At 68.2% G+C, this 12,137-nt stretch carries 16 protein-coding genes; 9 read left to right on the top strand and 7 right to left on the bottom strand.

The genetic code is table 11. The features are described 5' to 3' along the window. Window positions 1–11: 11 nt before the first annotated feature. Window positions 12–446: a MarR family winged helix-turn-helix transcriptional regulator gene (locus IU476_RS34230; RefSeq protein WP_195106482.1), complete on the top strand. Its 435-nt coding sequence runs from the start codon at window positions 12–14 to the stop codon at window positions 444–446. A 10-nt stretch (window positions 447–456) separates the two neighbouring features. Here IU476_RS34230 and IU476_RS34225 read toward each other — a convergent pair whose 3' ends face one another. Genes IU476_RS34225 through IU476_RS34210 form a run of 4 tightly spaced genes read right to left on the bottom strand, consistent with a single transcriptional unit; the run spans window position 457 to window position 3,603 of the window. Beyond that, window positions 457–894, bottom strand: coding sequence for a Clp protease N-terminal domain-containing protein (locus tag IU476_RS34225; protein ID WP_195106481.1), 438 nt, complete (start codon window positions 892–894; stop codon window positions 457–459). A gap of 48 nt (window positions 895–942) precedes the next feature. Continuing rightward, window positions 943–1,368, bottom strand: a complete 426-nt coding sequence (locus IU476_RS34220; RefSeq protein ID WP_195106480.1) for a molybdenum cofactor biosynthesis protein MoaE — start codon at window positions 1,366–1,368, stop codon at window positions 943–945. Further along, window positions 1,361–2,401, bottom strand: a complete 1,041-nt coding sequence (moaCB, locus tag IU476_RS34215; RefSeq protein WP_195106479.1) for a bifunctional molybdenum cofactor biosynthesis protein MoaC/MoaB — start codon at window positions 2,399–2,401, stop codon at window positions 1,361–1,363. The genes IU476_RS34220 and moaCB overlap by 8 nt, the downstream gene beginning before the upstream one ends. Further along, window positions 2,398–3,603 (bottom strand): molybdopterin molybdotransferase MoeA, encoded by a 1,206-nt coding sequence (locus tag IU476_RS34210; RefSeq protein WP_195106478.1) that lies wholly within the window; start codon window positions 3,601–3,603, stop codon window positions 2,398–2,400. The genes moaCB and IU476_RS34210 overlap by 4 nt, the downstream gene beginning before the upstream one ends. A 254-nt stretch (window positions 3,604–3,857) precedes the next feature. Between IU476_RS34210 and moaA the strand changes: the two genes are divergently transcribed. The 3 genes from moaA (at window position 3,858) to IU476_RS34195 (ending at window position 5,809) form a co-directional block, all read left to right on the top strand. Beyond that, window positions 3,858–4,916 (top strand): GTP 3',8-cyclase MoaA, encoded by a 1,059-nt coding sequence (gene moaA, locus IU476_RS34205; RefSeq protein WP_195106477.1) that lies wholly within the window; start codon window positions 3,858–3,860, stop codon window positions 4,914–4,916. Next, entirely contained in the window at window positions 4,909–5,151 is a 243-nt protein-coding gene (locus IU476_RS34200; RefSeq protein ID WP_195106476.1) for a MoaD/ThiS family protein, read from the top strand. Before moaA ends, IU476_RS34200 begins: the two co-directional genes overlap by 8 nt. 85 nt (window positions 5,152–5,236) lie before the next feature. Continuing rightward, entirely contained in the window at window positions 5,237–5,809 is a 573-nt protein-coding gene (locus IU476_RS34195; RefSeq protein WP_324194552.1) for a Uma2 family endonuclease, read from the top strand. On the opposite strand, the gene nadE is transcribed toward IU476_RS34195, so the two are convergent. Together nadE and IU476_RS34185 are read right to left on the bottom strand one after the other, a co-directional pair. Then, entirely contained in the window at window positions 5,810–6,652 is an 843-nt protein-coding gene (gene nadE, locus IU476_RS34190) for an NAD(+) synthase (RefSeq protein WP_195106475.1), read from the bottom strand. A 5-nt stretch (window positions 6,653–6,657) separates the two neighbouring features. Continuing rightward, on the bottom strand, window positions 6,658–7,281 hold the full coding sequence (locus tag IU476_RS34185; protein ID WP_438944102.1) for a TetR/AcrR family transcriptional regulator: 624 nt from the start codon (window positions 7,279–7,281) through the stop codon (window positions 6,658–6,660). A 147-nt stretch (window positions 7,282–7,428) separates the two neighbouring features. Here IU476_RS34185 and IU476_RS34180 point away from each other — a divergent pair, with 147 nt between their 5' ends. The 5 genes from IU476_RS34180 to nrdE all read left to right on the top strand — a co-directional run bounded on the left by IU476_RS34180 (window position 7,429) and on the right by nrdE (window position 11,541). Further along, window positions 7,429–7,995, top strand: a complete 567-nt coding sequence (locus tag IU476_RS34180; protein WP_195106473.1) for an NAD(P)H-dependent oxidoreductase — start codon at window positions 7,429–7,431, stop codon at window positions 7,993–7,995. A 118-nt stretch (window positions 7,996–8,113) separates the two neighbouring features. Continuing rightward, a complete protein-coding gene (ykgO, locus tag IU476_RS34175; RefSeq protein ID WP_036504093.1) occupies window positions 8,114–8,236 on the top strand; it encodes a type B 50S ribosomal protein L36 in 123 nt (40 codons plus the stop codon). A 434-nt stretch (window positions 8,237–8,670) separates the two neighbouring features. Beyond that, window positions 8,671–8,904 (top strand): redoxin NrdH, encoded by a 234-nt coding sequence (locus IU476_RS34170; RefSeq protein ID WP_195106472.1) that lies wholly within the window; start codon window positions 8,671–8,673, stop codon window positions 8,902–8,904. Between the two features lie 46 nt (window positions 8,905–8,950). Beyond that, window positions 8,951–9,400, top strand: a complete 450-nt coding sequence (nrdI, locus tag IU476_RS34165; protein WP_195106471.1) for a class Ib ribonucleoside-diphosphate reductase assembly flavoprotein NrdI — start codon at window positions 8,951–8,953, stop codon at window positions 9,398–9,400. Window positions 9,401–9,459: 59 nt separating this feature from the next. After that, the gene (nrdE, locus tag IU476_RS34160; protein ID WP_228824776.1) at window positions 9,460–11,541 is read left to right on the top strand and encodes a class 1b ribonucleoside-diphosphate reductase subunit alpha; all 2,082 of its coding nucleotides are present in this window, start codon (window positions 9,460–9,462) and stop codon (window positions 11,539–11,541) included. Between the two features lie 70 nt (window positions 11,542–11,611). On the opposite strand, the gene IU476_RS34155 is transcribed toward nrdE, so the two are convergent. Next, the gene (locus IU476_RS34155; RefSeq protein WP_195106469.1) at window positions 11,612–12,124 is read right to left on the bottom strand and encodes an anthrone oxygenase family protein; all 513 of its coding nucleotides are present in this window, start codon (window positions 12,122–12,124) and stop codon (window positions 11,612–11,614) included. Between the last annotated feature and the right edge of the window lie 13 nt (window positions 12,125–12,137).

The following is a 12,137-nucleotide window of genomic DNA, read 5'->3' as shown; positions in this document are numbered from 1 at the left end:
GTGAACGAATCATGACCGACGACATCGCCAGCGACTTCCAGTCCGCGTTCTGGTCGGCCAAGCACGCCCTGATGGTGGCGGCCGGCGCCGCGTACGCCGCCCACGGCGTCTACGAGGGACAGCAGTTCATCCTGCGCTGCCTGTGGGCCGAGGACGGGCTGACGCCGGGGGAGGTGGCCAAGCGGCTCGAGCTGTCCACGCCGACCGTCACCCGGGCGACGACCCGCATGGAGGCGGCCGGGCTGCTCCGGCGCGAACCGCACGCCACCGACCGCCGCCTCGTCCGGCTGCACCTCACCGAGCGCGGGCGGCGGCTGGAGCGAACGATCGAGGCCGAGAGCGAGCGGCTGACCGAGCGGGCGCTGGCCGGTCTGGACCGTGCCGAGCGCACGGCCCTGATCCGGGCGTTGCAGACCATTCAGCGCAACCTGGCGCGCGAGGAGTGAGCGGCGGGGCCTAGTCGTTCGAGCGCACCGTCTCCGTCAGGGCCTCCTCGAACTCGTCGAGAGATACGCCCGCGCTGGCCAATTCGCGGATGGCCAGGCAGTCGCGGTTGCGCAGCAGGGCCAGCTGCAGGTGCTCGACGCCGATGTAGTCGTGACCGAAGCGGCGGGCGAGATCGCCTGCCGCGCCGACGATCCGGTTGCGGGTGGCCGACGGCTCGTACTCGCCGGAGCGCATGGCGGCCCGCAACGCCTGGGCAATGTCGAGCGGCTCGCCGCCGAGGCGGCAGAACACCTGGGTCGGGACCGCGTCGGGGTTGTCGAGGATCGCCAGTTGGAGATGCTCCGGGCCGATGTGGTCGTCGCCGCGTTCACGCGCGACGGCCTGCGCGTAACCGAACACCCAGTTCGTCCGCGGGGTCAGGGTCAGGGCTGCGTCCTGGTGCACCATCCGATGATCATTGCGGTGGGCACGCTTTACGGACAAGCACTTTCACATTCAGCCGCAGGCGTTGACCCATTCCGACAGCCCGTCGGCGAACAGCTGGCGTTTCCAGATCGGCACCTCGTGCTTGATCCGGTCGACCAGCTCGGCGCAGGTGGTGAAGGCCTCGGCGCGGTGCGGGGCCGCGACGGCGACCGCGATGGCGAGGTCGCCGACGGTGAGCGAGCCGACCCGGTGCACCGCGGCGACCGGCAGGCCCGCGCTCGCGGCGACCTCCGCGCACACCCGGCGCAGGAAGGTCTCGGCCTGCGGGTGCGCGGAGTACTCCAGCGCCGACACCGCTTGCCCGCCATCGTGATTGCGCACCTTGCCGGTGAACACCACGACCGCGCCGTGCTCGGGTCCGCTCACCGCGCGCTCGACCTCGTCCGGGTCCAGCGGCCGCTCGCTGATTCCGGTGAGTCGCACGTGGTCAGTCATGGCTGCCTCCTCCGGCCACCTGGGCCAGCAGATGATCCAGCAGCGGCTCCAGCACGCCGATGCCGTCGCGCACGCCGCCCGGCGAGCCGGGCAGATTGACGATCACCGAGCGGCCCGCGAGCCCGGCGACGCCGCGGCTCAGCGCGGCCAGCGGGAAGGTCGCGGTGCCCGCCAGCCGGATGGCCTCGGCCACACCGGGTAGCTGCCGGTCCAGCACCGCGAGGGTCGCCTCGGGCGTCGCGTCGGTGGGGGAGGCGCCGGTGCCGCCGGTCGTGATCACTAGTCCCGGTTCGCCCGTGAGCGCGTCCGCCAGTCCCGCGGCGATGTCGGCATCGGCGTACACCAGTGGTCCGCGCACCGAAAATCCTTTGCCCGCAAGCCAATCCGTCAGCACGGGGCCTGTCTTGTCCACGCGTGTCCCGGCGGCCGCGCCGGTGGAGGCCACTACCACCACCGCCGTTCGCGCGCCCTCGTGTGGCTGGTGCTCCGCCGGAGTTCCGCTCGTGTTCCCTTGTGGTGTGGCGGCTTTCGGGTGATGGCCCGCTGCCCGTTCCCAATGCCCGCGCTTCCCACCGTCTTTCGTGAGCAGGCGGACGTCGGTGAGTACCGCGGCCGGGTCCACCGCCTTCACCATGTCGTGCAGGGTCAGGCCGGCGACGGCGACCGCGGTCAGCGCCTCCATCTCGACGCCGGTGGGGCCCTTGGTCTTCGCGGTCGCCTCGATGGTGATCGCGTCGTCGGTGAAGTCGAACCGCACCTGCACCGAGGACAGGGCCAGCTGGTGGCACAGCGGGATCAGTTCCGAGGTCTTCTTCGCCCCCGCGATGCCGGCCAGGCGCGCGGTGGTCAGGACGTCGGCCTTCGGCATGTCGTCGGCGCGCACCAGCCGCACCACCTCGGCCGTGGTGCGCAGCGCGCCCGCGGCGACCGCGGTCCGCGCGGTGTCGTGTTTGGCGCTCACGTCGACCATCCGGGCGCGACCCTCGGCATCGACGTGGGACAGCGCCGGGTCGGCCGGGGACTGCTCGCTCATAGCTCCCAGACTTTCACAATCGCGCCGGCGGCCAGCTCGGTGACCTCCGCGGGGATCTCGATCAGCACATCGGCCTGCGCCATCGCCGCGATCAGATGCGAGCCGGGACCGGAGGCCAGCGCTACGCCGTCCCCTTCCAGCCGGCCGCGCAGGAATTGCCGTCGCCCCGGCGGCGACTTGATCGAGTCCCGTAGCGGCACATCGCTTTTCGGGACCGGCGGCAGGCCCGCGAGCTCGCGGAGAATGGGTCGGGCGAAGATCTCGAACGACACCATGGTGCTCACCGGATTGCCGGGAAAACTGAGCACCGGGGACCCGTCCACCACCGAGAGGCCTTGCGGCCCACCGGGTTGCACCGCCACCGACCCGAATTCGCCGCCCAGCTCGGCCAACACGTCCTTGACCACCTCGAAATCGCCCTTGGACACCCCGCCGGAGGTGAAGACCACATCCGCGGCATCGGTGGCGTGAGCCAGCGCGCGGCGGAACTCGGCGGGATCGTCACTGCTGTGCTCGACCGCGACCACCTCGCTGCCGTTGGCGGCCAGCGCCGCGCCCAGGGCGATGCCGTTGGAGTTGTAGATCTGCCCCGGCCGCAGCCGCGTGCCCGCCGGCACCAGTTCGTCGCCGGTGGTCAGCACGGCGGCGCGCACCCGCCGGAAAACCGGCAGGGTAGCCAGCCCTACCGCCGCCAGCGCCGCGATATGCCTGGGCGCCAACAGCGTTCCGGCGGCCATCAGCAGGTCCCCGGTGCGCACGTCGGTGCCCGCCTCGCGCACGAAATCGCCTGCGCTGCGGCCGCGTTCGACCGTGACGGTGCCGTCGCCGACTTGAGTGTCCTCGACCGGCACCACGCAGTCGGCCCCGGGCGGGATCGGCGCGCCGGTCATCACTTTCATCGCCGCGCCGGGCGGCAAGGGCGCCTGTCCCGGCTGACCGGCCGCGACGACCCCGGCCAGCGGCAGCGTCACCGGCGTCACCGCGACCGACTCGGCCCGGACCGCGTAGCCGTCCATCCCGGAGTTGCGGAACACCGGCAGATCCACCGGCGCGCGCACGTCCTCGGCGAGCCGCCGTCCCAGCGCCTCGGACATGTCGACGTCCTCGACCGGGCGTGCCGCGAGCGGCCGCAGCAACTGCTCGACGCGACCGCGGTGCTCCTCGACCGACCGCGCCGACGTGGTGGCGGGCCCGGCGCTCATGCGGCCACCCGATCCGGGTGCGGCCTCGACCGGACGGCCCGCGGCGGCGCGCTGCTGGTGGTTCCCTCGCTCACAGCGCCAGCCTAGTCGGGGCGGCTGCGGCCGCCGGTTCGTACATTCCTCCGAAGCCGTGCCGAGTCCGGCCGCCTCGTGCCCGGCGATCGTCCAGCGCCGTGCAGGCCGGACGGTGCCGCGCGACCTCACCGCCCGCGACCGTGCGGGCGTGAGACGGATACGGCAGCCATAATGGTCGAGTGACTGTCGTTTCCATGGGGATTCCCGCCGTGCGGGGTGGGCGGCCCCCGCTGGACGGACGACCCGACACGCCGTTGCTGGTCGACAAGTTCGGCCGCGTCGCCCGTGATCTGCGGGTGTCGATCACCGAGAAATGCTCGCTGCGCTGCACGTACTGCATGCCGGAGGAGGGCCTGCCCGCCATCCCGGCCGAGGAGTTGCTGTCGGCCGAGGAGATCGTGCGGCTGGTCGTGCTGTCGGTGCGCGAACTCGGGCTGCGCGAGGTCCGTTTCACCGGTGGCGAGCCGCTGATGCGACGGGATCTGGAACAGATCGTCGCGGGTTGTCACGCGGCCGTCCCGGACGTGCCCTTGGCCATGACCACCAACGGCGTCGGCCTGGAACACCGCGCGGGCGCGCTCGCGCGGGCGGGTCTGAGCCGCGTCAACGTCTCGCTCGACACCGTCGACCGCACCGGCTTCGCCCGCCTGACCCGCCGCGACCGGCTCGGCGCGGTGCTGTCGGGCATCCGCGCGGCGCAGCGCGAGGGCCTGGCCCCGGTCAAGGTGAACGCGGTGCTGATGCGCGAAACCCTCTCCGGCGCAGCCGATCTCTTGCAATGGTGCCTGGACGAGGGCTGCGAGTTGCGGTTCATCGAGGAGATGCCGCTGGACGCCGACCACGAATGGGCGCGCGCCAACATGATCACCGCGGCCGAACTCCTCGAGGTACTCGGCGCCCGCTTCACCCTCACCGAGGCGGGCCGTCCCGATCCGGCCGCACCGGCGGAGAACTGGCTGGTCGACGGCGGCCCGGCGCGGGTCGGCATCATCGCCTCGGTGACCCGCACCTTCTGCGGCGACTGCGACCGCACCCGCCTCACCGCCGACGGCCGCATCCGCTCCTGCCTGTTCAGCGACCAGGAATACGATGTACGCGCGGCACTGCGCGCCGGCGCCGCCGACGACGAGATCGCCGCCCTGTGGCGCGGCGCGATGTGGCACAAGTGGGCCGGACACGGCATCGACGCCGAGGATTTCGTGCCCCCCGAACGGACGATGGGAGCCATCGGTGGTTGAGGTCCGCTATTTCGCCGCGATCGCCGACGCGGTAGGCAAGCACAGCGAACGCCTCGACCTCCCCGCCGAAGCCACCGTCGCCGACCTCCGCCAGGCCCTCACCACCACCTACGGCCCCACCCTCGACCCCATGCTCAAAGTCTGCGCCTACCTCGTCGGCGACGAACTGACCCGCGACGAATCCACCCCCCTCACCCCCACCGTCGACGTCCTACCCCCTTTCGCGGGCGGCTGAGCACAGCCCGTCGATATCCGGAGGCCCGCCGCGCCGCGAACTATGCTGAGTGAGTCGTTCGCCAAGGGATTTGGAGTGATCATCCGTGACTGTCCCCGCGATGCATCCGCGCCCCGGTAACCTGCGTGCTGTCGCTGAGGAGATCGAGCGCTCCACAGGTCTGCGTGTCGAAATTCTCGGAGGGGCTCTGGTGATGTCACCCACGCCACGCGGAAAGCACGCCGGAACCATCCGGCGGCTGCGGCAGCAGCTCGAGGCGGGGATGCCCGATGGCTTCGCGGCATACGAGGTTTCCTCCATCTCGATGCCGCACGATGACGACGATTACTGCACGCCCGATCTGGTCGTCCTCCCCGAAGCGTGGGAGGAGGACGACAACTGGCTGGCGGATCCTCGTGACGTGGCGCTCGCCGTCGAAGTGATCTCCAAGTCCGAGAAGGCACGGCAGATCAGCGACAAGAACGGCTGGTACAGCGTCGCCGGTGTGCCGATGCTGCTCGTCGTCGATCCGCGCTTCGCCCGCTGGAGTTTGTACACGCGCCCCAAGAACGGTGTGTACCACGGACAAGTGGACGGGGACTACGGCGACGTCATCGAACTCGCCGAGCCGTTCGGTCTCTCGCTCGACTCCGGTTGCCTGCCGTCGTACGGCGACTGACTACTCCCGCCACCAGGTGTCGAGCGGGGTGGCGGGGGCGGTGCGCTTGTGGCGGGTGGACAGGAAGATCGACTCGATGCGGGCGGCGGTCTCCGGAGTGACGTCCTTGCCCTCGAGGTAGTCGTCGATCTGGGCGTACTTCAGGCCCAGGGCGATCTCGTCGGGGAGGGCGGGGCGGTCGTCCTCGAGGTCGGCGGTGGGGACCTTCTGCCAGGCGCTCGGCGGGGCGCCCAGTTCCTGGAGCAGTGCCGCGCCTTGACGTTTGGTGAGGCCGGTCAGCGGGGTGACGTCCACGCCGCCGTCGCCGTATTTGGTGAAGAAGCCGGTGACCGCCTCGGCGGCATGGTCGGTGCCGACCACGAGCAGGTTCAGCTGGCCCGCGATCGAGTACTGGATAACCATGCGTTCGCGCGCCTTGATGTTGCCGCGCACGAAATCCCGCAGGTGCGGCTCGTCGCCCAGCAGCTCGCGCAGGCCGGCGGCGGACTCCGCGGCCACCGTGTCCGCGCTCGGCTTCACGTTCACCGCGATCGACCGGTCGGGCCGGATGAACCGCAGCGCGATCTGCGCGTCCTCCTCGTCGGCCTGCACGCCGTAGGGCAGCCGCACCGCCACGAAGGTGGCCTCGCGGCCCTCCGCCCGCAGTTCCTCGACGGCCAGCTGGCACAGCCGCCCCGTCAGCGTCGAATCCTGCCCGCCGCTGATCCCGAGTACGAAACCCCGTGCGGGCGTGGACTTCAGATAGTCCTTGAGAAAATCGACGCGGCGGCGCACCTCCACCTTCGGCTCGATCTCCGGCCGCACGCCCAGCTCGGCGACGATGCGTTCACGCGTGTTCCCCATGGCGGTCACTCTACTGGCGCCGCCGGAACGACCGCGCGGACCAGTTGCTCCCAGTTGTCTCCGATCCGCTCGAGGGAGTAGCCGAGCACCTGCGTCTGGTGCAGCACCAGGCCCGCGTCGAGCGCGGCCAGCAGCGCGTCGGCCAGCAGCGGGATCTCCGCGGCAGTGCCGGCCTGCCGAAGCAGCAGGGACACATGGGTTCTCATGACGTTGTAGGGCGCGTTGGAGTACCGGCCCGGTTCGTCGGCGGCCCGGCGCATCTCGCCCTCGACCTCGATCCCGGCCAGCCGGGCGCGCCCGAACGCCACCAGCCGTTCCACCGCCGGCGCCCCCGGGCCCAGCGGTGGCGGCCCGAACATGTACGCGCCCTGCAGCTTTCGATCCGACTGGTCCAGCAGCGCGAGCATCAACCCGGCCCGGTTGCCGAAACGCCGGAACACCGTGCCCTTCCCGACGCCCGCGCGCCGCGCCACGGCGTCCATCGTGACGCCGTCGGCACCGTGCTCACGGACCAGTTGCTCGGCGGCGTCGAGCAGGAGCTGCCGGTTGCGGGCGGCGTCGCTGCGTTCGGGGGGATCCTCCGCGACGGGCAGGGTGTCGGGCGGGATCGGCACCGCCACCGCCTCGATCGGCAGCGGCGACGACGGAGTGCCGGCAGGCTCTCGTGTGTCGTAGTTCACAGCGGGGACCTCGGGGTCTGGGAATGAAAGCGGACTGCGGTCCGGTTATCGTGCAGTGACAGCGTAACCCGCCGCAATCTCGCCCAAGGAGTGATCATGTCCCAGACCCGTCTACTCGCGCTGGTCGGCAGCCTGCGTGCCGCATCGTTCAATCGGCAGCTCGCCGAGGCCGCCGCGCAGACCGCTCCGGAAGGTGTGGAGGTCGCGATCTTCGAGGGTCTCGGAGATATTCCTTTCTACAACGAGGACGTCGACGTGCCTGGCCGGGTCCCGGCCACCGCGGACGCACTGCGCGAGGCGGTCGCCGCGGCCGACGGCCTGCTGCTGTTCGTCCCCGAGTACAACGGGACCATCCCGGCGGCGCTGAAGAACGCCATCGACTGGGCCTCGCGCCCGTACGGCGACGGGTCGATCAAGGGCAAGCCCGCCGCGGTCATCAGTGCCTCGATCAGCCAGAACGCCGCCAAGTGGTCGCACGGCGACACCGTCAAGGCGCTCACCGTGGCGGGTGCGTCGGTGGTGGAGAGTGCGCATCTGCACTTCGCCACCATCGGCCAGCGGTTCGCCGAGGCGCACCCGCGCGAGGACGCCGAGGCGCTGACCCAGCTCGCCGCCGCGGTCGGCGACCTGGTCGGAGCCGTGCGCGCGCGGGTCGACGCCTGAGTCTGGTCCGCTACTCCCTGCGCGTGGGGCCGCACCTGAACGGGTGCGGCCCCACGCGCGTCCGGGCCGTTCGCGCCGATGTATAGAATGTGAAAATCATTTTCGTTAGGAGGTCGGCATGAAGGTCCGCAACTCGCTGCGTTCGCTCAAGGACAAGCCGGGCGCCCAGGTGGTGCGCCGGCGCGGCAAGACGTACGTGATCAACAAGAAGGAGCCGCGGTTCAAGGCCCGGCAGGGCTGACCGCGACACGCCGGAAAGGCCGCCTCTCCCCGGGTGGGGACGAGGCGGCTTTTTCGTTGTTCCGGGGTTGGTCTAGCGTGTCCGCGGGGACCGGTGGGACCGCTGTGACTTGTGGGGGAGATGGGTTTGCTGGGAAAGAGCTGCGTCGCGAAATCGTGATCTGTACCACTGCCGTGTCGGGTTGCGAATCGACTGTCCTGGTACTTACGCCGACCGAATTCCATCTTTGTGACTCGCAAGATGTCGTGTTGTAGGAATCTGTCGGCCACTAGGTGTAGTGTCTACGGCACTGGGAGAGGATGCGCGCTCGAGCGGCGGGGAGGTACCCGCGAGCTGGGCTTCCGGTCTCGCTTCCAGGGGTTTGCGCAGTAACCACGTGGATCTTGCGAGTCGTGCACTGCAGACGGATTCAAGGCAAGGAGAGAGGGACACTCATGACCATCACCGTGTACACCAAGCCCGCTTGTGTCCAGTGCAATGCCACCTACCGCGCGCTCGACAAGGCGGGTATCGACTACTCCGTCGTCGACATCTCCGAGAACCCCGAGGCTCGCGATTACGTGATGGCGCTGGGTTACCTGCAGGCCCCCGTCGTCGTCGCCGGCGACGAGCACTGGTCGGGCTTCCGCCCCGACCGCATCAAGTCGCTGCTGACCCAGGCTGCCTGACTCCGAGGTCGCCGTTCGTCCGACACATGGGGAAGGGGGAGTGGCCGTGTCCGATCTGGTCTACTTCTCGAGCGCGTCGGAGAACACGCACCGTTTCGTCGAGCGGCTGGGTCTCCCGGCCGTTCGCATTCCGCTCCACACTGCCGAATCGCTTCGCGTCGACGAGCCCTACGTGCTGATCTGCCCCACCTACGGGGGCGGTCGGCACGTCTTGGGCGGCAACCGATCCGACAAGGAATTCGTGCCCCGCCAGGTGGCCAAGTTCCTCAACGATCCGCACAACCGTGCGTTGTTGCGCGGCGTCATCGCGGCCGGCAACACGAACTTCGGCGATACGTATTGCTATGCGGGAGAAGTGATCTCGCGCAAGGCCGGGGTGCCGTACCTGTATCGCTTCGAACTCATGGGAACTGCCGAGGACGTCGAGCGCGTCCGAGAGGGATTGGGATTGTTTTGGCAACGACTACAGCACCGGCCGGAAAGACGGCCCGCCTAGAGCGCCCGGTGACGAGCGACCCGTCGACCGAGGGCTTGGATTACCACGCCCTCAACGCGATGCTGAACCTCTACGGCCCCAACGGCGAGATCCAGTTCGACAAGGACCGCGAGGCCGCGAATCAGTACTTCCTGCAGCACGTCAACCAGAACACGGTCTTCTTCCACAACCTGGACGAGAAGCTCGACTACCTCGTCGAGGAGAACTACTACGAGCCCGAGGTGCTCGAGCAGTACAGCCGGGCGTTCGTGAAGAAGCTGTTCCAGCAGGCCTACGCCAAGAAGTTCCGGTTCCCGACCTTCCTCGGCGCGTTCAAGTACTACACCTCGTACACACTCAAGACCTTCGACGGCAAGCGCTATCTGGAGCGTTTCGAGGACCGGGTCTGCATGGTCGCGCTCACGCTGGCCGCCGGCGACGAGACCCTGGCGTCCGAGCTGGTCGAGGAGATCATCGACGGCCGTTTCCAGCCCGCCACCCCGACCTTCCTGAACTCGGGCAAGAAGCAGCGCGGCGAGCCGGTTTCGTGTTTCCTGCTTCGCATCGAGGACAACATGGAGTCCATCGGGCGCTCCATCAATTCGGCGCTGCAGCTGTCCAAGCGCGGCGGCGGAGTGGCATTGCTGCTCAGCAATATTCGCGAGCACGGCGCGCCGATCAAGAAGATCGAGAACCAGTCCTCGGGCGTCATCCCGATCATGAAGCTGCTGGAGGATTCGTTCTCCTACGCCAACCAGCTCGGCGCGCGGCAGGGCGCGGGCGCGGTGTACCTGCATGCGCACCACCCGGACATCTACCGTTTCCTCGACACCAAGCGCGAGAACGCGGACGAGAAGATTCGCATCAAGACGCTGTCGCTGGGTGTGGTGATTCCCGACATCACCTTCGAGCTGGCGAAGAAGAACGAGGACATGTACCTGTTCTCGCCCTACGACGTCGAGCGCATCTACGGTGTGCCGTTCGCCGACATCAACGTGACCGAGAAGTACCACGAGATGGTCGACGACAAGCGCATCCGCAAGACGAAGATCAACGCGCGCGAGTTCTTCCAGACCATTGCCGAGCTGCAGTTCGAGTCCGGCTACCCGTACATCATGTACGAGGACACGGTGAACCGGGCGAACCCGATCGCCGGCAAGATCACCCACTCCAACCTGTGCTCGGAGATCCTGCAGGTCTCCACGCCGTCGGTGTTCAACGACGACCTGTCCTATGCCGTGGTGGGCAAGGACATCTCGTGCAATCTGGGGTCGCTGAACATCGCCAAGACGATGGACTCGCCCGATTTCGGCAAGACGGTGGAAACGGCGATCCGCGCGCTGACCGCGGTCTCGGATCAGACCCACATCTATTCGGTGCCCTCGATCGAGCAGGGCAACAACCAATCGCACGCCATCGGCCTCGGGCAGATGAACCTGCACGGATACCTGGCCCGGGAGCGGGTCCACTACGGGTCCGAGGAGGGTGTGGATTTCACCAACATCTACTTCTACACCGTCGCCTTCCACGCGATCCGGGCGTCGAACAAGCTGGCCATCGAGCGCGGCCAGTCCTTCGGCGGCTTCGCCGAATCCAAGTACGCCAGCGGCGAATACTTCGACAAGTACACCGAGCAGGCCTGGGAGCCGGCCACCGAGCGGGTGCGCCAGATCTTCGCCGACGCCGGCGTGCACATCCCGACCCAGGACGACTGGCGCGAACTGAAGGCCTCGGTCATGGCCCACGGCCTCTACAACCAGAACCTGCAGGCCGTCCCCCCCACCGGTTCGATCTCCTACATCAACCACTCCACCAGTTCGATCCACCCCGTGGCGTCGAAGATCGAGATCCGCAAGGAAGGCAAGATCGGCCGCGTCTACTACCCGGCCCCCTACCTCGACAACGACAACCTCGACTACTTCGAGGACGCCTACGAAATCGGCTACGAAAAAATCATCGACACCTACGCAGCCGCCACCCAACACGTAGACCAGGGCCTCTCCTTGACCCTGTTCTTCAAGGACACCGCCACCACCCGAGACGTCAACCGAGCCCAGATCTACGCCTGGCGCAAGGGCATCAAAACCCTCTACTACATCCGCATCCGCCAAATGGCTTTGGAGGGCACGGAAGTAGAGGGTTGCGTGAGCTGCATGCTGTAGGGCGGTCAGGTTGTGGGAAGCGGGCGAGGATTCTCGTCCGCTTCTCGCGTCTTCGCTCCACGGCGAATCGTCAATGCTCCGGTGCCGGGGAAGGGTGGATGCGGGCACCGGCGCGACGGTCGTCGGCGGTGACGGAGTTCATCACGGTAATGATCACCAGAACGAAAGCGACCAGGGCACAACCTGTTCGGGTGAAGTGGAACAATTCCCAGCGGTGCAGGATGTCGGTGTAATCAGCGGGTAACGCGCCGACCCGCCAGCTTTTGATCTGCTGATTTATCGGCACATTCCCCCATCGGGTCACCACGAACGAGGCGACGACCAGACCCGAGGCGCTCGCGGCGATCCAGCGGTGCCGATGCGTCGATCGCACCGCGAGCAGCAGGGTGCTCAGTACCGCCAGACCCATCAGCGACTGCATGACGGGTCCGTTGACCCGCATCAGCGCGGTGTGGAAGGTGAACCGGACATCAAGGGGCACTTCACGAAACGCGTACAGCACGTTCACCGCGCCGTATCCGAACGCGCCGGCGAGCAAACCCGGGAACAACAACGCGCCTCCCCGAACAGATTTCGACAGCATCGGCACTCCACTC

Origin of the sequence: Nocardia blacklockiae (genome assembly GCF_015477355.1) — a bacterium.
GTDB lineage: Bacteria > Actinomycetota > Actinomycetes > Mycobacteriales > Mycobacteriaceae > Nocardia > Nocardia blacklockiae.
This window is presented reverse-complemented; position numbering and strand designations above follow the sequence as displayed.